The sequence below is a fragment of the Streptomyces sp. NPDC090021 genome (assembly GCF_044748225.1).
Classification (GTDB): domain Bacteria; phylum Actinomycetota; class Actinomycetes; order Streptomycetales; family Streptomycetaceae; genus Streptomyces.
In genome coordinates this window covers 15,331-39,601 of record NZ_JBIVFO010000005.1, presented here as the reverse complement: position 1 = coordinate 39,601, position 24,271 = coordinate 15,331, and the positions used below count along the sequence as shown (strand labels likewise).

Annotated in this window: 20 protein-coding genes and 1 pseudogene; 7 read left to right on the top strand and 14 right to left on the bottom strand. The window is 73.0% G+C overall.

The genetic code is table 11. The features are described from left to right. Positions 1 to 26: 26 nt before the first annotated feature. From ACIPXC_RS04910 to ACIPXC_RS04865, 10 genes are all read right to left on the bottom strand, one after another. Positions 27 to 1,004, bottom strand: coding sequence for an NAD(P)H-quinone oxidoreductase (locus ACIPXC_RS04910; RefSeq protein ID WP_401613596.1), 978 nt, complete (start codon positions 1,002 to 1,004; stop codon positions 27 to 29). A 26-nt stretch (positions 1,005 to 1,030) separates the two neighbouring features. Next, positions 1,031 to 2,131: a potassium channel family protein gene (locus ACIPXC_RS04905; RefSeq protein ID WP_401613594.1), complete on the bottom strand. Its 1,101-nt coding sequence runs from the start codon at positions 2,129 to 2,131 to the stop codon at positions 1,031 to 1,033. Beyond that, entirely contained in the window at positions 2,119 to 3,417 is a 1,299-nt protein-coding gene (locus tag ACIPXC_RS04900) for a molybdopterin molybdotransferase MoeA (RefSeq protein WP_401613592.1), read from the bottom strand. The genes ACIPXC_RS04905 and ACIPXC_RS04900 overlap by 13 nt, the downstream gene beginning before the upstream one ends. Beyond that, a complete protein-coding gene (locus ACIPXC_RS04895; RefSeq protein WP_401613590.1) occupies positions 3,414 to 4,289 on the bottom strand; it encodes an NTP transferase domain-containing protein in 876 nt (291 codons plus the stop codon). The genes ACIPXC_RS04900 and ACIPXC_RS04895 overlap by 4 nt, the downstream gene beginning before the upstream one ends. Positions 4,290 to 4,572: 283 nt before the next feature. Then, a complete protein-coding gene (locus tag ACIPXC_RS04890; RefSeq protein WP_401613588.1) occupies positions 4,573 to 5,112 on the bottom strand; it encodes a bacterial proteasome activator family protein in 540 nt (179 codons plus the stop codon). 87 nt (positions 5,113 to 5,199) lie between these two features. Then, entirely contained in the window at positions 5,200 to 7,959 is a 2,760-nt protein-coding gene (locus tag ACIPXC_RS04885) for an FtsX-like permease family protein (RefSeq protein WP_401613868.1), read from the bottom strand. A 101-nt stretch (positions 7,960 to 8,060) separates the two neighbouring features. Beyond that, positions 8,061 to 8,807, bottom strand: a complete 747-nt coding sequence (locus ACIPXC_RS04880) for an ABC transporter ATP-binding protein (RefSeq protein ID WP_401613586.1) — start codon at positions 8,805 to 8,807, stop codon at positions 8,061 to 8,063. Positions 8,808 to 8,831: 24 nt separating this feature from the next. Then, entirely contained in the window at positions 8,832 to 9,485 is a 654-nt protein-coding gene (locus ACIPXC_RS04875; RefSeq protein WP_392576913.1) for a PadR family transcriptional regulator, read from the bottom strand. Positions 9,486 to 9,557: 72 nt separating this feature from the next. After that, a complete protein-coding gene (locus tag ACIPXC_RS04870; RefSeq protein ID WP_401613584.1) occupies positions 9,558 to 10,142 on the bottom strand; it encodes a hypothetical protein in 585 nt (194 codons plus the stop codon). A 156-nt stretch (positions 10,143 to 10,298) separates the two neighbouring features. Beyond that, positions 10,299 to 11,969, bottom strand: coding sequence for a protein kinase (locus ACIPXC_RS04865; RefSeq protein ID WP_401613582.1), 1,671 nt, complete (start codon positions 11,967 to 11,969; stop codon positions 10,299 to 10,301). 263 nt (positions 11,970 to 12,232) lie between these two features. Here ACIPXC_RS04865 and ACIPXC_RS04860 point away from each other — a divergent pair, with 263 nt between their 5' ends. Next, the gene (locus ACIPXC_RS04860; RefSeq protein ID WP_401613580.1) at positions 12,233 to 13,804 is read left to right on the top strand and encodes a protein kinase; all 1,572 of its coding nucleotides are present in this window, start codon (positions 12,233 to 12,235) and stop codon (positions 13,802 to 13,804) included. 58 nt (positions 13,805 to 13,862) lie between these two features. On the opposite strand, the gene ACIPXC_RS04855 is transcribed toward ACIPXC_RS04860, so the two are convergent. Continuing rightward, entirely contained in the window at positions 13,863 to 14,348 is a 486-nt protein-coding gene (locus tag ACIPXC_RS04855) for a pyridoxamine 5'-phosphate oxidase family protein (protein ID WP_401613579.1), read from the bottom strand. A gap of 192 nt (positions 14,349 to 14,540) precedes the next feature. Then, complete coding sequence (locus ACIPXC_RS04850) at positions 14,541 to 15,200, bottom strand: response regulator (RefSeq protein WP_401613577.1); 660 nt, start codon at positions 15,198 to 15,200, stop codon at positions 14,541 to 14,543. A gap of 326 nt (positions 15,201 to 15,526) precedes the next feature. Here ACIPXC_RS04850 and pdhA point away from each other — a divergent pair, with 326 nt between their 5' ends. The 3 genes from pdhA to ACIPXC_RS04835 are packed head-to-tail and all read left to right on the top strand — an operon-like array spanning position 15,527 to position 19,153. Next, a complete protein-coding gene (gene pdhA / locus ACIPXC_RS04845; RefSeq protein ID WP_030956672.1) occupies positions 15,527 to 16,726 on the top strand; it encodes a pyruvate dehydrogenase (acetyl-transferring) E1 component subunit alpha in 1,200 nt (399 codons plus the stop codon). A gap of 5 nt (positions 16,727 to 16,731) precedes the next feature. Then, positions 16,732 to 17,712 (top strand): alpha-ketoacid dehydrogenase subunit beta, encoded by a 981-nt coding sequence (locus tag ACIPXC_RS04840; RefSeq protein WP_401613575.1) that lies wholly within the window; start codon positions 16,732 to 16,734, stop codon positions 17,710 to 17,712. Positions 17,713 to 17,725: 13 nt separating this feature from the next. Further along, complete coding sequence (locus tag ACIPXC_RS04835; protein WP_401613573.1) at positions 17,726 to 19,153, top strand: dihydrolipoamide acetyltransferase family protein; 1,428 nt, start codon at positions 17,726 to 17,728, stop codon at positions 19,151 to 19,153. A gap of 363 nt (positions 19,154 to 19,516) precedes the next feature. Here ACIPXC_RS04835 and ACIPXC_RS04830 read toward each other — a convergent pair whose 3' ends face one another. Both ACIPXC_RS04830 and ACIPXC_RS04825 read right to left on the bottom strand, forming a co-directional pair. Beyond that, positions 19,517 to 19,933 carry a PPOX class F420-dependent oxidoreductase gene (locus tag ACIPXC_RS04830; protein ID WP_401613571.1) on the bottom strand — a complete coding sequence of 139 codons (417 nt, stop codon included), beginning with the start codon at positions 19,931 to 19,933 and terminating at the stop codon, positions 19,517 to 19,519. A 74-nt stretch (positions 19,934 to 20,007) separates the two neighbouring features. Next, the gene (locus ACIPXC_RS04825) at positions 20,008 to 21,213 is read right to left on the bottom strand and encodes a DUF1266 domain-containing protein (RefSeq protein WP_401613569.1); all 1,206 of its coding nucleotides are present in this window, start codon (positions 21,211 to 21,213) and stop codon (positions 20,008 to 20,010) included. Between the two features lie 107 nt (positions 21,214 to 21,320). On the opposite strand from ACIPXC_RS04825, the gene ACIPXC_RS04820 reads away from it, so the two are divergent. The 3 genes and pseudogenes from ACIPXC_RS04820 (at position 21,321) to ACIPXC_RS04810 (ending at position 24,264) form a co-directional block, all read left to right on the top strand. Then, positions 21,321 to 21,593 (top strand): glutaredoxin domain-containing protein, encoded by a 273-nt coding sequence (locus tag ACIPXC_RS04820; RefSeq protein ID WP_401613567.1) that lies wholly within the window; start codon positions 21,321 to 21,323, stop codon positions 21,591 to 21,593. A 25-nt stretch (positions 21,594 to 21,618) separates the two neighbouring features. After that, positions 21,619 to 22,212: pseudogene (locus tag ACIPXC_RS04815) on the top strand (TIGR04222 domain-containing membrane protein); the annotation flags it as partial. A 177-nt stretch (positions 22,213 to 22,389) separates the two neighbouring features. Next, a complete protein-coding gene (locus tag ACIPXC_RS04810) occupies positions 22,390 to 24,264 on the top strand; it encodes a C1 family peptidase (protein WP_401613565.1) in 1,875 nt (624 codons plus the stop codon). Positions 24,265 to 24,271: the final 7 nt, after the last annotated feature.

Here is a 24,271-nt window from a genome sequence, read left to right as displayed (position 1 = left end):
CCGGCCCCGGCCCTCGCGCCCCGGGCTCACACCGTGAGCAGCAGTTTGCCCACGTGGGTGCTGGATTCCATGACCCGGTGGGCCTCGGCGGCCTGCGCCATCGGGAACGCCGCGTGCACCACCGGCCGGACCCGGCCCGCGGCCACCAGGGGCCACACGTGCTCCCGTACGGCCGCGACGATCGCGGCCTTCTCCTCCAGCGGCCGCGCCCGCAGTGAAGTGGCGGTGATCGCTGCCCGCTTCGCCAGCAGCGCACCGAGGTTCAGTTCGGCCTTCACCCCGCCCTGGAGGCCGATCACCGCGAGCCGGCCGTTCACGGCCAGGGCGTCCACGTTCCGGGCCAGGTACTTGGCGCCCATGATGTCCAGGATGACGTCGGCGCCGGCCCCGCCCGTCGCCGCCCGCAGCTCGGCCACGAAGTCCTGCTCGCGGTAGTCGATGAGGATGTCCGCGCCCAGTTCCCTGCAGCGGGCCAGCTTCTCCGGGCCGCCGGCCGTCACGGCGACCGTCGCGCCCACCGCCTTGCCGAGCTGGATCGCCATCGTCCCGATCCCGCTGGACCCGCCGTGCACCAGCAGGGTTTCGCCGGGGCGCAGCCCGGCCACCATGAACACGTTGGACCACACCGTCGTGACGACCTCGGGCAGCGCGGCCGCCGTCACCAGGTCCACCCCCGCCGGGACGGGAAGCAGCTGGCCGGCCGGCACGGCCACCCGCTGCGCGTACCCGCCACCGGCCAGCAGGGCGCACACCTCGTCGCCCACCGACCAGCCGGACACCCCCGCCCCGAGGGCGGCGATCCGCCCGGAGCACTCCAGGCCCGGATAACGCGAGGCGCCGGGCGGCGGATCGTAGAAGCCCTGCCGCTGGAGCACGTCGGCGCGGTTCACGGCGCTCGCCGCGACCTCGACGAGGACTTCCCCCTCGCCGGGCACCGGGTCGGGAACGTCGGCCCAGACGAGGGCCTCGGGGCCGCCGGGCTGCTCGATGGTGATCGCATGCATGGCCCGGAGGCTACGCCACGGCGCGGCTACTCGGCAGGACCGCGCGTCGTCCTCGGGGCGGTCGGCGGTACCGCCCGCACGATGGAGATGAGACGGTCCGTCAGCTGCAGCGGGCTCGCGTGCGGGTCGTCGTACGGGAGCAGCCGGTGCCCTCGCAGCACGTTGACCACCAGGTCGTCGGCCTCGCGTACCGGCTTGCCCACCTCGGCCTTGCGGACGGGCCGTTCGATGAGGTCCAGGCCGCTGCCCTGCTGGATCAGGTCCTCCATCACCGTGCCCGCGCTCGGGCTGAGCACCGAGAGGCCCAGCAGGCGGCCGGCCGCGCTCGCGCTCGTGATGACCGCGTCCGCGCCGGACTGGCGCAGCAGGGGGGCGTTCTCCTCCTCGCGCACCGCGGCGACGATCTTCGCCCCGCGGTTGAGCTGCCGGGCTGTCAGGGTGACCAGTACCGCCGTGTCGTCGCGCTGTGTGGCGATGACGACCTGACGGGCCTTCTGGGTCTCGGCACGGAGCAGTACGTCGGAGCGGGTGGCGTCGCCGACCACGCCCGTGAAGCCTTCGCCGTTGGCCATGTCGATGACCTTGGCGCTGGGGTCGACGACGACGACCTGTTCCTTGGAGAGGCCGGTGGCCAGCAAGGTCATCAAAGCCGAGCGGCCTTTCGTGCCGAAGCCGACGACGACCGTGTGTTCGCGCAAGTTCTTCCTCCAGCGCTTCAGCCGCCACTCTTCCCTCGTCCGTTCCGTCAGGACTTCGAGGGTGGTACCGACGAGGATGATCAGGAACAGCACGCGCAGCGGTGTGATCACCATGATGTTGATCAGCCGTGCGCTGTCGCTGTACGGGACGATGTCGCCGTAGCCGGTCGTCGACAGCGTCACCGTGGCGTAGTAGAAGCAGTCGAGGAGATCGACCGTCTCGTTGGCGTTGTCGTGGTAGCCGTCGCGGTCCAGCCACACGATGAAGACCGTGAGGAAGAGCACGAACAAGGCCATCAGGAGTCGCTTGGCGACCTGTCGCAGCGGGTGTTCGACGATGCGCTTGGGCAGCTTGATGCGCCGGGAGACGAGCTTCTCGTCCGCCCCCCGGGCCATGGCGTCCTGTCCGGGCAGTTTCACGTGAAACATCCTCCCGAGGCCCACGGCAGATCGAGGACCTCAAGCTCCTGTCCGGACCGGGCGCCCCGGGGCGGCACGACGGCCAGCGCGTCCGCCGCCGCCACCCCGCGCAGCATCGCGGGGCCGTGGTAGCGCAGCGGCACGGCGTGCTCGTCGTCGAGGCGGACCGGGACCAGCCGGGTGTCGTACGGGTGGCCTGCCACGTCGCCCCGCACGGGCGCGGTGTAGCGAGGACGCGGGCGGCGTCCCGCGAGGGCGCGCAGCAGCGGCTCGGCCAGGGTCAGCAGCCCGGAGACGGCGGCGAGGGGGTTGCCGGGGAGACCGACCACGTGCCGTCCGTCCGCCGGGTCGCCGATCCGCGCCAGCAGCATCGGGTGTCCGGGCCGGACCGCCACCCCGTCGACGAGGAGCCGGGCGCCGGCTTTCTCCAGTACGGGGTGGACGTGGTCGACGGGTCCGGAGGCGGTGCCGCCGGTGGTGACCAGGACGTCGGCGGTGGAGGTGGTGACGGCCTCCAGCAGGGCGGCCTCGCCGGCCGGGTCGTCGCCCAGTGTCCGGGTCGTGGTGACCTCGGCGCCGAGGCGTGTGAGCCAGGGCGCCAGCATGGGGCTGAGGGCGTCGCGGATCAGTCCGTCGTGCGGGCGGCCCTCGGTGAGCAGCTCGTCGCCGAGCACCAGGATCTCCACGCGCGGCCGGCGCCGGGTGGCCAGCCGGTCGTAGCCGGCGGCCGCGGCGAGCCCGAGCACGGCGGGGGTGACCAGGGAACCGGCGGGCAGCAGCAGGTCGCCCGAGCGGCACTCCTGGCCGCGCGGGCGGATGTCCTGGCCGGTGACCACGGGCCGGTCGGCGAAGAGCTGCCCGCCCGCCTCCCGGCAGTGCTCGCTGCGGATGACGGCGGTGGTGTCGGCGGGGATCCGGGCGCCGGTGGCGATCCGGACGGCCTCGCCGTCGGCGATCGGCTCCGGTCGGCCGGAGCCTGCCAGGACGCCGGCGCCGTCGCGGACCTGCCACGGTCCGGGCCCGGCCACGGCCCAGCCGTCCATGGCGGAGGTGTCGAAGGACGGCAGGTCGGTCAGCGCCTCCAGGGAGGCCGTCAGGACCTCGCCGAGCGCGTCGGCGAGCGGGACGTCATGGGTACGGGCCCGCACACCGGCGCCCGCCCGGGCGGCGACGTCGCGGGCGCGGGGCCAGGCGACGGCCCGGTGGCCGCCGGCGTCGCCGCCGCTCCCCGGGGTACGGCTGACCAGGGCAAGGGCCTCTTCGAGGGCCTGCTCGGCGGAGTTCGTGGGGGTCATCCCGAGCCGTTCTCTTCGGCGGCCGCATCGGCCTCGGCCTCGGCGGCCCAGCGCAGCGCCAGGTCGGTGGCCTTGCGGGAGGCCTCGGCCACGGCTTCGGCGGGGTCGGCGCCGGTGGCGGCGGCGTGGGCGGCCGCGTAGCCGACCAGGAACGTGGTCAGCGGCGCGGCGGGCCGGGCCACGCCGTGGGCGGCGTCCCGGGCGAGGTCGAGCAGGGTCTTGGTGTCGACGGCGAGGTCGATGCCGAGCTCGTTCTTGACGGCGGTCATCCATTGGTCCAGCACGGTTCCATGCTCTCTGATCCGGGAGCGGGCGGTGGCGAGATCGTCCCAGGTGTCGCAGTCGAAGGAGGCCAGTGGCCGGGACGCGACGGCGGTCAGCTCCAGTTCCGCGGTGAGCGCGCGCAGCGGCAGTCCGGTGAGGCCTCCGTGTTCGGTGGCGAGCAGCGCGATCTCCCGGCGCAGGGGCTCGGCCCGGTAGGCGGCGACCAGCGGCTGGTCCCGGCCCTCGGAGTCCCGCAGCATTGCCCCGTCGGTGCCGTGCAGGCCGGGCGCGGCCAGCAGGGCCCGTACGGTGTCCCGGTCCAGGAACGGCAGGTCCGCGGAGAGTACGAGGACCAGCCCCGCGGTGGTCGCGCGCAGTCCGGCGTCCAGAGCGGCCACGGGTCCGCCCCCGGGCGGGTCCTCACACGTCCAGCGGACGGGGCGCGCGGTGGACCGTCGGCCGCCGACCACGACGGTGCTCAGGGCGTCCGGGCAGGCGTCGAGGACGCGGTCGAGGAGCGCGCGCCCGCCGACGCTCAGGGCGGGCTTGTCGGCGCCGCCGAGGCGGCGCGCGGCGCCGCCGGCCAGCACGATCGCGTCGTAGCTCATGCCCATGAGTATGCGCGGACCATGTCCCCGGCGGGGAGCCGCACTTACCTGTTGCTTATCCCGCCGGTGTTCCGGGCGCGGATGGCACCGCCGGGGCTCCGCCGGGGCACCGCCGGGGCACCGCCCCGCACCCCGCACGCCGCGCCTCCATCACCGGCGGGGCCGGGTTCGGTGTGGCGGGGCGGGATGTGGTGCCTGCGGGCCGGGTTCGGACAGGGGAGCGGTCCGGGCCGCGCGCGGGGGCGCGGGCCGGACCCGGTTCTTCTGTGCGGGCCGCCGGAGGCTAGAGGTAGGGGCCGGAACGGATCGCGCCGTGGCCGCCGTCCTCGTCGTCGTCGTGCGGACCGCCGGCCGGGAGGGCGCGGCGCATCTGCTCCAACTGGGCCCGCGCGGCCATCTGCTGCGCGAACAGAGCGGTCTGGATGCCGTGGAAGAGGCCCTCCAGCCAGCCGACCAACTGTGCCTGGGCGATGCGCAGTTCGGCCTCGGAGGGGATGGCCTCCTCGGTGAACGGGAGGGACAGGCGCTCCAGTTCCTCCACCAGCTCCGGCGCCAGGCCGTCCTCCAGCTCCTTCACGGAAGCAGCGTGGATGTCCTTGAGCCTGACCCGGCTCGCCTCGTCGAGGGGCGCGGCGCGTACCTCTTCCAGGAGTTGCTTGATCATGCTGCCGATCCGCATGACCTTGGCGGGCTGTTCGACCATTTCCGTCACCGGGACCTCGCGCGACTCGTCATCGGCGTCGCCGACCGCCGTCCCGTCCTGTCCCACGATCAGGACGTGCGGGGGACTGTCCTGCGACCGTTCACTCCTCGGCATCTCCATGCCGTCATTCTCTCGCACACCTTCGTTCTCACTCGGTGTGCCCCCGTACAGCCGTGATCCACCCTGTACGGGGGCACCTTCCACGCCCTAGCCCGCGGCCCGGCGGGCCAGGGCGCCGCTGGAGCGGGTGACGAGCGCCGCCAGCAGGGCCGCGCCCAGCGGGACCACGACGAGCAGTTGGGCGAGGGTCTCCCACGGCACGGCTATCGGGACGAAGGGCACGGACTCGCCCGCCAGGGCATGGCCGTTGTCGACGGCCCGCTGGGCGAGCGCCTCCAGTTCCCGTCGCTGCGTCAGGCGCAGACCGATCGCGGGCAGGATGCCGGCCGCCGAGCCCAGGACGACGCCCATCAGGGCCACCACCCCGCACTGGAAGCCGCTCAGCGTCCGCCGCACCCGCGGTGGGGCGCCCACCGCTGCCAGCGTCTTCAGGTCGACCTCGGCGTCGGCCTGGGAGAGCCCGGTGGCGATGCCGGCCGCGCCGATGGTGACCAGTCCGGCGAAGACGGTCAGGGCGAGTGGGACCAGGCTGTCGTTGCCCTGGTAGCCCGCCTCGATCAGCAGGGAGGCCTCCACGCCCATCCGGTCGATGTCCCCGTCGATGCGCTGCCGCTGCTCGGAGGTGGCCGTCCCGTCGAGGGCGAAGTAGGAGCCGACCGGTGCCGTGGTCAGCCCCGTGGCCTGGACGGCCGCGGGCGGCAGCACCAGTTCGAGGCCCCAGCCCTCGGTGCCCTCCGGGGCGAGGTGGACGGGGAGGACCTTGTCCACGCCGACCGGGTCGTCGGCCGTACCGGCGGAGGTCTCCTCCTCGTCCGAGCCGGCGACGATCCGCAGGGTGACCTTGCCGTCCTTGACCTGTCGCTTGTCGAAGGCGAGGGCCCGGCCCTGCTTCAGGGCGGACACGGAGCCGGGGTCGGTGACCGCGAGGACGCTCAGCAGCTTCTCGTCGGCGACGAGCGTGGAGTACTGCGTGCCCCGCATGTTGCCCTGGCAGCGCCAGTCCTGGCGCAGCTTGCGGGCGTCCTCGGCGCTGAGGCCGCCGGGGCCGTCGGGGCTGTCGTGGAGCGGGCACCGCTGGTCCTTGGGCGTGATGATCTCGACGCGGCCGCAGGTGGGGTCCTCGGAGTACGTCTCGCAGCCCGGTCTGCCGACGACCAGCCGGTCCACGTCCGCGCGCCGGGCCACCGGGAGCTGCTTGGTGAGGGCCTCGCGCAGGGCGGGGACCTCCTGGTGGGCGCCGTTCTCCGCGGTCATCAGCCGACCGGTGCCGTGCGGCAGGTCGGCGACGTACTCGTGCCGGGCCTGGATGTCGCTGCTGTGCTGGTACGTGGCCACCGCCACGGTGCCGGCGACGGCGGCCAGGACGGCGGCCACGGCGGGCGCCGTACGGCCCCGGTTGCGCACGGCGTCGCGCAGCGCGAGCCGCGGGGACAGCGGCAGCCGGCGTCCGAGCCGCCCGAAGGCGCCGACCAGGACCGGGGTGAGCGCGACGATGCCGAGCTCGGCGAGTACGCTGCCGCCCGCGACGACGGCGGCGCCCATGTCCGACACGCTGCCGTACAGGGCGACTGCGGCGCCGACGGCAACGGCGACCAGGCCGACCACCGGCAGCACCCGGTTGGAGCGGCGCACACCGCGGCGGCCGGTCAGCGAGGCCAGGACCGTCTGCCGGGAGGCGGTCACCGCGGGGACGATCGCGGACAGCAAGCCGGTCACCACGGCGAGCAGGGCGATGCCGGCCAGTTCCAGCGGGCGGAAGTCGAGGCCGCCGAAGCGGCTGCCGAGCTGTTCCTCCAGCACCGGCTGGAGGGCCACGGTCAGGGTGATGCCGATCGCGGTGCCGGAGACGGCGGCCGCGGCGCCGATGACCAGGCCTCCGGAGAGCACGATGGAACGGATGTGGCGGCGGTCGCCGCCGTTGGCGCCGACCAGGCCGAGCTGGCGGCGTGAGCGGCGGGCGCCGACCGCGAAGGCCGGTCCGGCGAGCAGGCAGATCTCCAGCATGGCGAGGCCCACGATCGTGGCCAGGACGGCCATTTCGGTGGCGCCGCCGGCGCTGCGCTCGAACTGCGCCTTGGGCTCCTGCCGGTAGAGCGGGACGTCGGCGTCGGCGGGCGGATGGTGGGCGACGGCCCGGGAGACGACGACCAGGGACCTGGCGTTGGCCGCCTGGACCATGTTCCACGTGAAACCATCACCGCCCACCGTGACCAGGTAGGAGTCCTCCAGGAACACGCCGATGCCCCGGGAGGCCCGCAGCGCCTTGTCGACCGGGGCGATCAGGCTCCCGGGCGGGGCGGTGATCTGGTCCGTCCTGAGGTCGCCCGGCAGCTCGTACGCGCCGACGATCTTGTAGGCGGAGGCGGCGCCGCGCGGGGTGACGGACGAGCCGACGTACAGGCCGGAGTGCTCCAGGAAGGCGTTGGTCGCGACGATCTCGCCCGCCCGCTCGGGCAGCCGGCCCCGGTCGAGCGTGAACAGGCCCTTGGTCAGCGGGTCGTGCAGGTCGATCTCGCGCAGCTCGGTGTCGAGCAGACCGTGCCGGGTACGGACCTTGCCGTAGCCGCTGGAGTCCTTCAGGAGCCGGGTCCCGGGCGGGAGCGCGGCGGCCACCTGCTCCGGGGACTCCTCCCGCGGTTTCGACGGGGTGTCTGCGTCGTCGAAACCGCCGGCGGGCACGTAGTGGGACCCGTCGGGCACCTGGTGGACGGGTCTGCCCATCTGCGAGGGCCTGATCCGGGCGTCGGAGGCGCCGACCACACGGCTGACGGCCTGGTCGGGGGAGAGTTCGGCGCTGCGCAGGGTGAGGTCGGCGGCGCTCACGCCGACGATCGGCAGGGCGATCATCGCGAGGACCAGGGAGCTGCGGCCCTTGGCGCGCCAGGCGTCCCGGCGCGCGATGCGCACGGCGGCGACCCAGGAGTGGTACCAGCCCCGGAGTGAGGAGGTCACTGGATGCCCGCCTGCCCGGAGAGGAGGGAGTCGGCGTGGCTGCGCAGGGTCTCGTCCACCACGCTGCCGTCGCGGAGGAACACCACGCGGTCGGCCCACGCGGCGAACCGCGGCTCGTGGGTGACGAGGACCCCGGCCGCGCCCGCGTCGCAGCGGGAGCGCAGCAGACCGAGGACGGACTCGCCGGTCTCGGAGTCGAGGGCGCCCGTCGGTTCGTCGGCGAGGACGAGGCGCCGGTCGCCCACGAGGGCGCGGGCGATGGCGACGCGCTGCTGCTGGCCGCCGGACATCTCGTCGGGGAAGCGGTCGGCGAGGACGCCCAGGTTCATCTCGGCCAGTGCCGCGAGGGCCGCGACGCGGGCCCTGCGGGCCGAGGTGCCGTCCAGTTCGAGCGGCAGGGCCACGTTCTCGGCGGCGGTGAGGGCCGGGATCAGGTTGTAGTCCTGGAAGACGTACCCGATGCTGCGGCGGCGCAGCGCGGCGAGCTGCTTGCGGCTCGCCGTGGTGATGTCGGTGCCCTCGACCAGCACCCGGCCGCTGCTGGGGGTGTCGAGGCCGCCGGCGAGGGTCAGCAGAGTGGACTTGCCGGAGCCGGAAGGGCCCATGACGGCGACGAGTTCGCCGGGGTGGACGGCGAGGTCGATGCCGCGCAGGGCGTGCACTTCGGTGGCGCCGCTGCCGTGGGTGCGGACGAGTCGCTCCAACTGCAGGACGGGTTGTCGGTTCTGGTGCTGGTCGGACATGAGGATTCCCCCCTGGAACGTGGTTCAGGCGCGCCGCGTACGGGCGGTGCGGGGCCGGGCAGTGGTGGTCGGGGCCGGCGTGTCGTCGTCGGTGGCCTGGGGCGGTTCGGGCGCGGCGGCTCTCCGGTCGGCCGTCAGGGAGAGCCGGACGAGCCGGGCTTCGCAGTGGTCGAGCCAGCGCGCCTCGGCCTCGGTCTGGAAGATCAGCTGTTCCAGGACGAGCAGCCAGGCGACGTCGTCGCGTTCGTGGGCCTGCCCGCTCTCGAGCGCCGCGAGCGCGGTGGCCTTGAGCCGGGTGTAGTCCTGCATCGCGCGGATCGTGGCGTGCCGCTGGGACTGGATGACGGCGCGGATGTCCACGCCCGTGGAGCCCACGGCCATGGCGAGCTTGATGGCCAGTTCGTCCCGCGGCGGGTTGGCCCGGTCGACGGGACGCTCGTACCACTCGCGCAGTTCGGCGCGCCCGGTGTCGGTGATGGCGTAGAGCGTGTGTCCCGCGGCGTCCTCGCCGTCGGGTGCGACGAGGCCGTCGCGTTCGAGCCGGGCGAGGGTCGTGTAGACCTGCCCGACGTTGAGGGGCCAGGTGGAGCCGGTCCGGGACTCGAACTCGGTGCGCAGCTGGGAGCCGTACCGAGGACCCCGTTCCAGGAGGGCGAGCAGCCCGTGGCGGATCGACATACTCGGTATGTATACCGAGTATGTTCACTCTCGGCAACCGTCCTCGGGCCTGTTGCGGGACAGGCGGCGGGTCTACGCGCTCCGGCGCAGCCGTATGCCCAGATAGCCCAGACCCAGCCCCATCAGGGCGAATCCGGTGCCCAGCGGCAGTATGTGCGCGGCCAGGTCGGCGGCGCGGTCGTTCGGCTGGGTACCGAGCGCGCTGACGGTGTCACGCACCGTCGGGTCGGCGGCGGAGGGCCGCGACACCGGGGGCGGTGGCAGGGGAGGGCGCGCGGAGGGCGTGACGGGCGGCGGCGTGGGCTCGGTGCGGGGGTGCACCGGCAGCGGCCGGGAGGCGATGAGCAGTTCGGGGTCGGCGGGTTCGCCGACGGGCCGGCCGGGCCGCTCGCGGCCCACCCCGGCGGCGCTCCCCGCCAGCTCCTCGCGGGCCTCGCCCTCGTCGTCCCCGTCGGCCGTGGTGCGCGCCGAGGTGCGCACCACGCTCCGTGCCGGGTCCGCCGGGACGTGCCCGGGGCGGGCGGCGTGCGCCGCACTTCCTCCGGTCCGGTGGGCCGGGGCGAGCGGTCCGGCGCACGCGGAGGTGGCGGGCGCGAGGGCGACAGCGGCCAGCGCGGCGCAGGCCAGCCAGCGCGACGGGCGGAAGCCTTGGATCACGGGGAGCCCCTCCCGTCCCGAGCGACCGGCGTGCTCGCTGGAGTCAGCGATATGCGCTCAGATTTACATAGTGGGGCAAAACCGGCATCCCGGACGCCCTATCGGGTGCCCGGGATGCCGGTGTGTCGTCAAGGCCGCGCTGTGCGGGCGCCTCGGTTACTCCGGATTGCCGGTGGACACGGTGAGCGTGTACTCCGTGCCCTCCTTGTCGATCTTCTCGCCGGCGGCCGGGGTCTGGCTCAGCACCGTGTCCTTGCCGTACACGGCCTCGTCCTTCTCGACGATCGTGTACTTGCCGCCCGAGGCCTGGATGCAGGCCTTCACCGACAGCACGTTCTTGTACTTGAGGTCCGGCGCCGAGTACTTGCCGGCCTCGCTGTAGTGCTTCACCGGCTCCGAGCACTTCTTCGGGTCGATCGTGCGCGAGACGTCGGGCCCCTTGTACCCGGCCTTCGCGGACGCGGACGCGGACGTCGAGGCGCCCGGATCGGCCGTGGTGGCGCCCTTGTCCTTGTCGTCCCCGTTCATCGAGATCGCCGCGATCAGGCTGCCGACGGCCAGCAGGGCCACCACGACCGCGCCCACGACCACCGGCGTGTTCCGCCTGCCGCCGCCGGAGCCGGACGGGCCCGCCGTGCCCGACGGGGACATCACGTACGGGGGCGGGGTCTGCGGCGTGTACTGCTGCTGCGGCGGGGGCGTGTGCGGGTAGGCGTAGCCACCACCCTGCGCCGCGTGTGGCTGCGGGGCGGGCGTCGGCGCGTACGGGGCCGGCGTGGGGGTGTGCGGCGCCTGGTAGGGCTGCTGCACCGACTGCGGCGGGGCCTGGAGACCGGACTCCAGCGGCGGGAACACGGCCGAGGAGACACCCGCACCGCTGCTCAGCGGCCCCTGGCCCGGCACGATGACGGGCGCGCCCGTCTGCCCGGAGCCCAGCACCCGCGCGACCTCGTCACCCATCGCCGCGGCCGTGGGGAAACGCTCGTTCGGGTTCTTCTTCAGCGCGCGGGCCACCAGCGCGTCCATGGCGGGGGTCACCGACCGGTTGACGGAGGACGGGGCGACCGGCTCCTCCTGCACGTGCGCGTACGCGATGGCCAGCGGCGAGTCGGCGTCGAACGGGAGCCGGCCCGTCAGCAGCTGGAACAGCATGATGCCGACCGAGTACAGGTCGGACCGGGCGTCGACGCCGCGGCCCAGGGCCTGTTCGGGCGAGAGGTACTGCGGGGTGCCGACGACCATGCCGGTCTGCGTCATCGAGGTGACCCCCGACTGCATGGCGCGGGCGATGCCGAAGTCCATCACCTTCACCACGCCGCGCTTGTTCACCATCACGTTGCCGGGCTTGATGTCGCGGTGGACGAGCCCCATCTCGTGACTGGTCTCCAGGGCGGCCAGCACATCGGCCGTCACCTTCAGCGCCTTGTCCGCGGGCATGGCGCCGTACTGCCGGATGTCCGCCTCCAGCACCGAGCCGAGCGGCTTGCCCTCCACGTACTCCATGACGATGTACGGCATCACGGCGCCGTCGTCCGGGCGGCCGCCGCCGAACGTCACTTCGCCCTCGCCGGTGTCGAACACCGAGACGATGTTCGTGTGCGACAGTTTCGCTACAGCCTGGGCCTCACGGCGGAAACGCTCGCGGAAGGACTGTTCCCGGCCGAGGTCGCTGTGCAGGGTCTTGATGGCGACCTGCCGGTCGAGCGCCGAGTCGTACGCCAGGTACACGGAGGCCATGCCGCCCGCACCCAGCAAGTCCCTTAGCTGGTAACGGCCACCGGCCAGAGAGCCGCCCGCGTACTGGCCCTGAGTGCCGTCCTGGCTCATGACTGTTGCTTCCCCTCGGGACGTGTCCCCACGCCTCCGGCCGGGCGCGGCTGGCGCCCAGTCTGCCCCAGGGCAAGCACACGTCAAGCCAGGTGCCCGTTCCGTGACCACACGTGCACAGGGTGGCCTTGTCCGAACGGTGACCGGTTCGGAGGCTGTAGCGTTCACCGGAGAACCACAGAAGAGGACTACCGCGCAGCGGCGGCCGAGAGAGACGACGGCGAGGACTGATGGCACCCGAACCCGAGGGAAACGGCGCCGGGATGACCGACGGTCCTGAGCACTGGGGCGACGGCGGCCTGGTGGGCGACGGCCGTTACCGGCTGACGCACCGACTGGGCCGTGGCGGCATGGCGGAGGTGTTCGCCGCCGAGGACGTGCGCCTGGGCCGCACCGTCGCCGTGAAGCTGCTGCGTGCCGACCTGGCCGAGGACCCGGTGTCCAAGGCCCGCTTCACGCGCGAGGCGCAGTCCGTCGCCGGACTCAACCACCACGCCGTGGTCGCCGTGTACGACTCGGGCGAGGACCGCGTCGGCCCGAACACCGTCCCCTACATCGTCATGGAGCTGGTCGAGGGCCGCACCATCCGCGATCTGCTGATCAGCGCCGAGGCCCCGGGGCCGGAGCAGGCGCTCATCATCGTCTCGGGCGTGCTCGAAGCCCTCGCCTACTCCCACCAGCACGGCATCGTGCACCGCGACATCAAGCCCGCGAACGTGATCATCACCGACGCCGGCGCCGTGAAGGTGATGGACTTCGGCATCGCCCGCGCCCTGCACGGCGGGCAGGCGACGATGACCCAGACCGGCATGGTCATGGGCACCCCGCAGTACCTCTCGCCCGAACAGGCCCTCGGCAAGGCCGTGGACCACCGCAGCGACCTGTACGCGACCGGCTGCCTGCTCTACGAACTCCTCGCGCTGCGTCCGCCGTTCACCGGCGAGACCCCGCTCTCCGTGGTCTACCAGCACGTCCAGGACGCACCGGTGCCGCCCTCGCAGCTGCCGGAGGGCCACCACATCCCGCAGGAGCTCGACGGCCTCGTCATGCGCTCCCTCGCCAAGGACCCGGACGACCGGTTTCAGAGCGCCGAGGAGATGCGCGGGCTGGTCCAGTACGCGCTCCAGATGCTGCACGACCAGGGGTCGAACACCGGTACGTGGAACACCGGCCCGGTCACCATGTCGCTGCCGCACGGGCGCGGCGGCGTCGCCGCCACCACGGCCATGCCGCCCGTGGGCGGGAACGGCGGCGGGCAGCGGTACGCCTCGAACGCCTCGACCTCGCAGTTCCAGCAGCCGATGGTGCCGCCGCTGAACCCGGACGACGGCACGGCCTTCCCCGGTGCCCCCGGCGGTCACGGCGGGCACAGCGGCGGGTACGAGGTCTACGACGACCGGGGCGGCAGCGGCGGCCGTTGGAAGATGTGGCTGTTCGCGGTGCTCGCGATCGTCGCGATCGCGGGCGGCGTGGCCTACGCCGTCAACGGTGTGGGCGCAGGCGGCGGTGGCAAGGGCGGCGAGAAGCAGGATCCGGGGACGAGCCAGACCGCCCCCAGCGTCAAGCCGAGCGCCTCGGACACGCCGAGCACCCCCACGCCCTCGCGCCAGACCACGGACAACACGCCGACGAACAACGACAACGCGCCGACGCCCACCCGCACCCGGACGCAGACCGCCTCGCAGCAGCCCACCGCGACCGCGACGCAGTCGGCGACCGCGACGGCGACCGCGACGGCGACGGCGACGGCGACGGCCACGCCGACCAAGACGGCGACGGCGACCACTGCGCCGACCAAGACCCCGCCGCCGCCGGGGCCGGACAGCGCGGAGTGAGTACGGGACGGGCCCGGCGGAATTCCAATCCGCCGGGCCCGTCCCGTACGACGGCAGGTCAGCGGGCGTACTGGTACAGCCGGTCGGGAATCCCCTTCCCCTTCCCCTTCCCCTTCCCCTTCCCCTTCCCCTTCCCCTTCCCGCTTCCGCTCCCGTTCCCGGAGAGCGAGCGAACGGTGATGAACTGGGGTTCGATGCGCAAGTAGACGGGGTCGAACACCTCGCCGTCCACGAAATGCGGACCCGGACCGAAGAGTTCCAGTTCTGTCGCGGTCGGCTCCACGAGCTGCGCCGTTCCGGTGAACTGCACCGACCAGAGCGGAGCGTCGGGGGAATTGAAATTGTCGGCCGCGTACGCGACCACGCTTCCGTCGCAGGCCTGGTGGTGGCCGGGTCCGGCGTGCATTCTCAGGGCCACCCGGCCGTCCACCACGATGTGGCGGGCCGGCGACAGGAAGGGCAGCGCGCGCATGCTGGTGGCCACCCGGCCGTACGGCACCCGGCGCAGCAGCTCAAGGGCGTGGAGATCCTCCGGCGACGACATGCCGTCCACTGTCCGGTGCCGGCACCGCGCCGCGACAGAGGAGCCCGCCCCGAGGACCGGGGACGTTGGTCCCGAATCGGACGCCCCGGACCGTGGAACAGCGCCGCGGACCGGCCGTCCCTCGCCGCCGGGGCAAGGCGGTGCGGGCGGGGCGCCGCGCCGACCACCGCGACCGGCGAACCTCTCCGGCCGCTAGCGCTTTTCTGCCTGCAGGCGGGCCACGTAGGCGGCGGCCTGCGAGCGGCGCTCCATGCCCAGCTTGGAGAGCAGGCTGGAGACGTAGTTCTTGATGGTCTTCTCCGCCAGGTGCAGGCGCTCGCCGATGACGCGGTTGGTCAGCCCCTCACCGATCAGGTCGAGGATCTTCCGCTCCTGCTCGGTGAGGTTGGCGAGCCGGTCGTCGCCCTTGCCGCTCTTGCCGTCGCGCAGCCGCTCCAGTACGCGGGCGGTGGCGACCGGGTCCAGCAGCGACTTGCCGGCGGCGACGTCACGCACGGCGCTCAGCAGCTCATTCCCGCGGATCGCCTTGAGCACGTAGCCGGAGGCGCCGGCCATGATCGCATCGAAGAGGGCCTCGTCGTCGGCGAACGAGGTCAGCATCAGGCACTTGACGTCCTCGTCCTGCGAGCGCACCTCGCGGCAGACCTCCACGCCGCTGCCGTCCGGCAGCCTGACGTCGAGAACGGCCACGTCGGGGCGGGTGGCGGGAATGCGGACCAGGGCATCGGCGGCCGTCCCGGCCTCTCCGACGATCTCGATGTCCTCTTCGACCGACAGCAGCTCGTGGACGCCCCGACGGACCACTTCGTGGTCGTCCAGGAGGAATACCTTGATTTTTCCGTCTTCGCGCACGAAGTCAGTTTCACACACTCACCCCTTCCCTGCCGGAGTTACCCGGGATAACGTGCCGTTGTTCCCGGCCCCTGCAAGGCTGTGACCAGTGGTTGTTCCCGCCCCTGCGGATTTACTTGGAAATCCAAGCAAAAACGCAGGTCAAACGGGGTTTCGCAGTTATGCGGCGCACTGGGTAACGTGCATTGCGCAGGGCACTCGCCGGGACGCCTGTCACGCCTGAATCCCGTACGCGACGCGCACCCACCCCGTGCGCTCGTTACGGATACAGGTGAGCCGCACTGGACCCCGGAGAACCCGGGTGCCGGACCGACGGAGGAGCACAAGTGACCGTGGAGAGCACTGCCGCGCGCAAGCCGCGACGCAGCAGCGGCACCAAGCGGGCGGCAGGTGCGGCGAGCGCCGCCAAGCCCGCCGCTGCCACCGCGCAGACGCAGGACGCTGAACCTCAGCTCGTACAGCTGCTGACGCCCGAAGGGGACCGCGTCGACAACGCGGAGAACGCCGAGTTCGCCCCCTTCGTCGCAGACATCACCACCGAGGACCTGCGCGGCCTGTACCGCGACATGGTCATGACCCGCCGCTTCGACGGTGAGGCGACCGCCCTGCAGCGTCAGGGCGAGCTGGGCCTGTGGGCCTCGCTCCTCGGCCAGGAGGCCGCGCAGATCGGCTCCGGCCGGGCGCTGAACGACGCGGACTACGTGTTCCCGACCTACCGCGAGCACGGCGTGGCCTGGTGCCGCGGGGTCGACCCGACCAACCTGCTCGGCATGTTCCGCGGTGTGAACCACGGCGGCTGGGACCCGAACCTGAACAACTTCCACCTCTACACGATCGTCATCGGCTCGCAGACGCTCCACGCGACCGGTTACGCGATGGGCGTGGCCAAGGACGGCGCGGACGCGGCCGTGATCGCCTACTTCGGCGACGGCGCCTCCAGCCAGGGCGACGTGATGGAGGCCTTCAACTTCTCCGCCGTCTACAACTCCCCCGTGGTGTTCTTCTGCCAGAACAACCAGTGGGCGATCTCCGAGCCGACCGAGCGCCAGATGCGCGTGCCGCTCTACCAGCGCGCGCAGGGCTTCGGCTTCCCCGGCGTCCGCGTCGACGGCAACGACGTGCTGGCCTGCCTGGCCGTGACCCGCTGGGCGCTGGACCGGGCGCGCCGCGGCGAGGGCCCGACCCTGGTCGAGGCGTTCACGTACCGCATGGGTGCGCACACCACCTCCGACGACCCGACGAAGTACCGGCGGGACGAGGAGAGGGCGGCCTGGGAGTCCAAGGACCCCATCCAGCGGCTGAAGGCCCACCTGCTGGCCACCGGGGGCGCCGACGAGGCGTTCTTCGAGGAGCTGGAGGCGGAGAGCGAGGCCATGGGCAAGCGCGTGCGCGAGGCCGTGCGCGCCATGCCCGACCCGGACACCATGGCGATCTTCGAGAACGTCTACGCGGACGGGCACGCGCTCGTCGACGAGGAGCGCGCCCAGTTCGCCGCCTACCTCGCGTCCTTCGAGGGTGGGGAGTGACCACCATGGCCATCGAGAAGATGTCGATCGCGAAGGCGCTCAACGAGTCGCTGCGCAAGGCCCTGGATCAGGACCCGAAGGTCCTGATCATGGGTGAGGACGTCGGCAAGCTGGGCGGTGTCTTCCGGATCACCGACGGTCTGCAGAAGGACTTCGGCGAGGAGCGGGTCATCGACACCCCGCTCGCGGAGTCGGGCATCGTCGGCACCGCCATCGGCCTGGCCCTGCGCGGCTACCGGCCGGTCGTGGAGATCCAGTTCGACGGTTTCGTGTTCCCCGCGTACGACCAGATCGTCACGCAGCTCGCGAAGATGCACGCGCGCGCCCTGGGCAAGGTCAAGCTGCCGGTCGTCGTGCGCATCCCGTACGGCGGCGCGATCGGCGCGGTCGAGCACCACTCGGAGTCCCCGGAGGCGCTCTTCGCGCACGTCGCGGGCCTGAAGGTGGTCTCCCCGTCGAACGCCGCCGACGCCTACTGGATGCTCCAGCAGGCGATCCTCAGCGACGACCCGGTGATCTTCTTCGAGCCGAAGCGCCGCTACTGGGACAAGGGCGAGGTCGACACCGAGGCCATCCCCGGCGAGCTGCACACCTCGCGCGTGGTGCGCGAGGGCTCCGACCTCACCCTGGCCGCCTACGGCCCGATGGTGAAGGTCTGCCTGGAGGCGGCGGCCGCGGCAGCCGAGGAGGGCAAGTCGGTCGAGGTCCTGGACCTGCGCTCGATGTCCCCGGTCGACTTCGACGGGATCCAGGCGTCGGTGGAGAGGACCCGCCGGCTCGTGGTCGTCCACGAGGCACCGGTCTTCCTCGGCGTGGGCTCGGAGATCGCCGCCCGCATCACGGAGCGGTGCTTCTACCACCTGGAGGCCCCGGTGCTGCGCGTGGGCGGGTTCCACGCCCCGTACCCGCCGGCCCGCCTGGAGGACGAGTACCTGCCGGGCCTGGACCGGGTGCTCGACGCCGTCGACCGCTCGCTGGCGTACTGAGGAGCCACGTTCCATGACCATCCGCGAATTCAAGATGCCCGACGTGGGCGAGGGCCTCACCGAGGCCGAGATCCTCAAGTGGTACGTCCAGCCCGGTGACACGGTCACCGACGGCCAGGTCGTCTGCGAGGTCGAGACGGCCAAGGCCGCCGTCGAGCTGCCGATCCCGTTCGACGGCACCGTGCACGCGCTCCTCTTCGAGGAGGGCACCACGGTCGACGTCGGCCAGGTGATCATCTCGGTGCAGACCGCCGGTTCCGCCGCCGACGCCCCGGTCCAGGAGGCCGCCGCGCCCGTCGCCGAGGCCGCCCCGGCGGCCCCGGCCGCCGAGGAGCCCGTGGCCGAGGCCCGCCAGCCCGTGCTGGTCGGCTACGGCGTCTCCACCGCCTCCACCAAGCGCCGCCCGCGCAAGGCCCCGGCGGGCACGGCCGCGCAGAACGGCACGGCGGCCCCGGCCGCCGCCGCGCCGGTGCTCCCCGCGGTCCCGGCGCAGCCGGGCGGTGAGCGCCCGCTGGCCAAGCCGCCGGTGCGCAAGCTCGCCAAGGACCTCGGCATCGACCTGACCTCGGTGGTGCCGACCGGTGACGGCGGGGTCGTGACCCGGGAGGACGTCCACGCGGCGGCCGCCGCGGCGATCACCCCGCAGGCCGCGCCCGTGGTGGCGGCCCCCGCCACGCCGCAGGCCCAGGCCCAGGCCCCGGTGGCCGAGGCCGCCGCGGCCCCGGCGGTGGAGCCGTCGGCGCGGGAGACCCGTATCCCGGTCAAGGGCGTCCGCAAGGTCACCGCCCAGGCCATGGTCGGGTCGGCCTTCACCGCGCCGCACGTCACCGAGTTCGTCACCCTCGACGTGACCCGCACGATGAAGCTGGTCCAGGAGCTCAAGGACGACCCGGACCTCGCGGGCTTGCGGATCAACCCGCTGCTCCTGATCGCGAAGGCCGTCCTGGTCGCCATCCGCCGCAACCCGGACGTCAACGCGTCCTGGGACGAGGCGGCCCAGGAGATCGTGCTCAAGCACTACGTCAACCTGGGCATCGCGGCGGCCACCCCCCGCGGGCTGATCGTCCCGAACATCAAGGACGCGCACGCCAAGACCCTGGGCGAGCTGTCGGAGTCCCTGTCCTCGCTGGTCGCCACGGCCCGCGACGGCAAGACCTCCCCGGCCGACATGCAGAACGGCACGATCACCATCACCAACGTCGGCGTTTTCGGCGTCGACACCGGTACGCCCATCCTGAACCCGGGCGAGTCCGCGATCCTCGCGGTCGGCGCGATCAAGCTCCAGCCGTGGGTTCACAAGGGCAAGGTCAAGCCCCGCCAGGTCACCACGCTGGCGCTGTCGTTCGACCACCGTCTCATCGACGGCGAGCTCGGCTCCAAGTTCCTCGCCGACATCGCGGCGGTCCTGGAACACCCGCGCCGGCTGATCACCTGGTCGTAGCGGACCGGAGCCGGACCCGGAGCCGGTCGTGGACCCGGACCCGGAGCCGGTCGTGGACCCGGACCGGGAGCCGGTCATGGACCGGACCCGAGCGCGACACCGATGGCCGGTCTCCCCCGAGGAGGCCGGCCATCGGCCGTTCCCGCGGCGGAAAAGTCACCACCGCATCCGCCACCTGCGCCACATCAAGTCCCTGATCCCCTGGCTGACGGCCGTCCGCCCCCACCTCGCGGACGACGACCCGCTGTCGGCATCGGTCGACGCCTGGACCCGGGTCAGACCCCTGCTGCCCTGGGGAGGGGCGAAGCCCCGGGCCCACGCCGGGCGATCGGAGTCCGGGGCCGCCGGTCGTCCGGACCCGTCTCAGTCCTGGCGGGCGGCGTTGCCGAGGACCTTGGTCGGGGTGATGCGGACGATCACACGGACGTTCTCGGGCGGGGCGTCCTGGTACTCCTTGCCGGCGCCCGGGCCCAGGTACTCCTCGGCGATCCGGACGGCCACCTCCCGGCCGACGTCCTCGCTGACCGTGGCCGTGCCGCGGATCTCGGCGTAGAGGAAGGGATTGGCCAGGTCGAAGACGGTCAGGCCGACCCGGCCGTCGCGGACGATGTTGCGCTCCTTGCGGCGGCCCTGCTCGGTGGAGATCAGCAGGTCGCCCCCGTCGCGGGTCACCCAGATCACCGAACTCTGCGGGCTCCCGTCGGGGTTGATGGTCGACAGGACGGCGGGATGCGGCGCGTCGAGCAGGCTCCGCACGGTTTCGTTCAGCTCAACAGTCATGGGACCGAGGCTAGTTCCGGGGCAGTGCGGGCCGCGGGCGGATTCCGGCCCGGCCGCCGACTACCCGAGGTCGGTCACTTCCAGGGGATGTTGCGCCATGGGCTGGCGGGGTCGGTGGTCAGCGTGAGGTGGGCGGCGAGGGCGCCCGTGTACCAGGTGCCGAACTCCTCCTCGTCGAAGTGCAGGCACCGGCCGAGCACGTACCCGGCGGAGAACTCCTCCCACGAGCGGTACGTGTCGCGGGCCGCCTCCCCGGCGCGCAGCACGGCCTTCTCCGCCTCGTGCAGGGTGCCGTAGCGGCAGCCGATGCCCCAGCGTGCCATCTGGGAGGCACGGCCGAGGTCCCAGGCCTCGACGGAACGGACCCAGCCGTCCTCGGGGAGCAGCCCGTCGGCGCGGAAGCGCTGTTCGTAGCGGGCCATCCGGCCTATGAGGCGTCTGACGCCGGCTATCTCCCCCTCTACCTCGGCGGTCGGGCGCGGCTGCGCGACCGTGACCCCGTCGGGGGTGAGCTGCGGCTGGGCGGCGCGTTCGGCGTTGCGGCGCATGCTCGCCTCGGCGGCGTGCCGCCAGTGCTCGACGTCCACGGGGCCGGCGAAGTCGGAGGCGAGGACGCGGCGGACGCGGAGTGCGAACTCCCAGACGGGGCTGACCACCGTGGTGTTCAGGAGCTCTTCGAGCGTGGCGAGCCAGTCGGCCCGGTCGGTGATGCCCCAGCTCTTCGCGACCCGTCGGCGCTCGTGCTGGTAGCCGCTGCCGTGGTAGGCGAGGGCGTTCCAGAACTCGCCGTTGGTGACGGCGAGATGCGCGCCGACGGCGAGGCCGTGGGCGATGTCCCCGTGCAGGGGTCCGCCGGTGAAGAGGGCATGGACCTTGCCGTCGGGCAGGCCGTAGCAGGGCGCGGCGTCCGCGTGCGCGCGCCAGCGGGCCAGGTCGGCGGGGGTGGTGGTGAGGTAGGCCTCGGCGGGGGAGCCCGGGTTCACGGCGAGGAAGGCGGGGTCGCCGGCGGCCCACACCTTGGAGAACCATCCCAGGCTGCGGGATTCGAAGACCGTCTCGGGGGTGGGCGCGGGCAGCATGCCGGCGGTCCGGACAACGAGCATGCGGTCCGGGGTGGGGTGGAAGAAGACCGAGTCGGGGTGGGCGTCGGACTGCACCCGGGGCTGTACCAGGTAGAGCTGGGCGCGGGCGAGCACATCGAAGTACGCGGCCCAGTCGTCGGCGCTCTTGGCCTCGTACAGCTCTCTCTCGATGACGCTCGGCGCGATCCAGGTGCCCATACGGGGACCCTATACGGCCCTCTGCACGAGGAGACCGGCCCCGTTCCGGCTCCTCGCGGGTACCGTCGTGCCCGGCAGGTCGGGCGGGAAACCGGGCGGAGGAACTGATGGGACGGTTCGACACAGGGGGATCCGACGGCGCCGCCGTGACCGTGTACTGGCGGCCCGGATGCGTCTTCTGCGTCACGCTCCTTACGCGGCTGCGGTTGGCGCGGATCTCCTACCGGAAGGTCGACATCTGGCGGGACCCGGAGGCGGCCGCCTTCGTCCGCGGGGTCGCCGACGGCAACGAGACCGTGCCGACGGTGGTCGTCGCCGGCCACCCCCCGATGGTGAACCCCTCCCTGGCCCGGATCAGACAGGCTCTCGCCGACGCCTGACCCACCCGCCGGCTGGGCATGGTCGCGGGAGACGGACCGGATGAAGGGGGCGGTGCGGGTGGAGACGGACGTGTACGAGGTGGCGTACCTCGTCGCCGGTCCGCAGCGGGTGGCAGAAGCGGCTCTGCTGGGACTGCGGGGGCGCGGCCTGGTCCGCGTGGTCGGGCCGCGAGTGCGGGCCGAACTCGGCGCGGACGGCGGGCATCCCGTCGAGCGGGCCCTGACCGGGGCCTGCCCGCGGGGCAGGAGCGTGGCGGCCGTGCTCGCCGCCGTGGCCGGCGGGGCGGAGGTGGCCGCGATCCGGGACCGGCTGCGTGCCGCCGGGCTGCTGGGCCGGGTACGGTCCCGTCCCACCGCGGCCGGGCGGCGCCGGGTCGCGGCGGCCCGGGCGGAGGGTGCCTGGCCCGCGTACGTCTTCGACGGGCCGCCGGCGGTGGCGGACCGCATGCTGCGGCGCGTCGTCCAGGAGGCGGCACCCCTGCCGTCCGGATTCGGCCGGCACCTGGTCCGGATGGGGAAGGCGCTCGACCGCGGCGATCACCGCGGCGATCATCACTACGAGCAGGGCCACGGCCATGACGGAGGTTCGTGCGGCGGCGGGGGCGGCGGGACGGACTGAGACGGCGGGACGGACTGATACGGGGTCGGGCGAGGGTGGGGGCACGCTCCCCTCGTGCCACCGCGCGACCGTGCGGACCCCCTTGACTGCCCCCGGTGGCGGGGGGACGCTCCCCGGATCTCGGATCCGAACGGTCGCAGCTGGGGGGCCGCCATGCCGCAGGAGTCTGTTCAATCGGTGGGGGAATTGCGTGCGCGGCTGATCGCACGCGGGGCGCGCTGGTCGGTGCTGGAGCACCTGGCCGACGAGGAGCCGGTACCGCGGCCCTCGCTCGGTCTGGAGCCCGGGGTGAACCTGACGCCCGCCGAGGCCGTGGGCCCGGTCGACCTGCCGGGGCTCATCGGGCACGCCAGCGGCAACCCGCACCTGACCCGCCGCCGGGCCGCCCACGGCCTGCTGGCCGGCGCGTCGCGGACGGCGGTTGCGGGGGCCCGGCCGGCCGCCGTGGACTGGCGCAACCGCTGGGGCTGGCCGTGGATCACCAAGGTGAAGGACCAGAACCCGTGCGGTTCCTGCTGGGCCTTCGGTGCCGCCGGCCTGGTGGAGTCCATGGCCCGCATCGAGCACGACGTGTGGGCGGAGCGCTCCGAGGGGGACGTCCACGACGGTCTGCGCTTCAGCTGCGGCCAGGGCAGCAACCCGGAGACCGCCCTCGACTGGATCACGGCGAACGGCGGTCTCGCCGACCCGGACTGCTGGCCGTACAGCACCCCGCCGGCCGGGCTGCCGGCCGCCCGCCGCGACGCCTGGCGCGCCGAGTACACGCCCAGCTGGGACCGTTCCGGCCGGACCGTCCGCGTCACCGACTACGTCCGGCTCGGCGACGTCGAGCAGCAGAAGGTGTGGCTGGACACGGTCGGCCCGCTGACGGCCTGTTTCGACGTCTACGACGACTTCTTCGGCCTCGGCTCCGGCGTCTACCACCGTACGAGCGACCGTCTCGCGGGCGGCCACTGCGTGCTGGTCGTCGGCTACGACGACGCGGCGGGCTGCTGGCTGTTCAAGAACTCCTGGGGCACCGGCTACCACGTCGGCGGCTACGGCCGGATCGCCTACGGCGAGGTCAACATCGACTACTGGGCCAAGTGCGGACTGCGCGGCACCAACCCCGACCCGTGGACCAAGCGCCGCCTGCACACCGGCAACGTCTACGAGAGCGGCAACGGCCGTGCCCACCGCAACTTCGAGCTCCTCGCCACCACCACGGGCGCCCGCCTTCAGCACTGGTGGCGCGAGGGCGACGCGCCCTTCGCGTGGGCCCGTGCGCGCACCTTCGCCCACGACGCCTCCGGCCAGCCGGCCTTCACCGGGACCACCTACAACCGCAACATGGAGTCCCTGCACGTGACCACGGGCGGCCGGCTGCGCCACTGGTACTTCGAGCAGTCCGCCGGAGTGTGGCGCGACGGCGGTGCCTTCGGCCCGGGGGACGCCGCGGTCGGATCCACCCCCGCGTTCATCCAGAGCGACTACGGCAAGCCCGGCAACTTCGAGGTGGTGGTCCGCACCGCGGACGGGCGCCTGAACCACTGGTGGCGGATCAACGGCGCCCCGTGGACCTGGAACGACGGCGGCCGCTTCGCCTCCGGCATCGCCCACTACGGCCCCGCGCTCGTCCAGACCCGCGCACGCCACCTCGACCTCGTGGCCGCCCGCACCGACGGCCGCATGCAGCTGTGGTGGCGCGACGACCCGAACGGCTTCGTCTGGCGGGCCGGGGAGGTCTTCGGCAGCGGTACGCCCGCGATCTCCGCGCCCTGCCTGATCGAGGGGCAGTACGGGGCCGCCGACGAGGACACCGCCGGGAACTACGAGCTGTGCGTGGCCGTGGCCGGAGGGCAGGTGGAGCACTGGTGGCGCGGCAACGCGGGCGGCTCCCCGTGGCGGCGCGGCGCGGTCTTCGGCCACGACGTCGCCGCGGTCACCGGGATGCTCCAGGGCAGCTTCGGGTTCAACCTGGAAGTCGTCGTCCTGCGCACCGACCGCCGCCTCCAGCACTACTGGCGCGACGGCGCGGGCTGGCACGAAGGGCCGGTGATCGGCCCCGTCTGAGAGGACC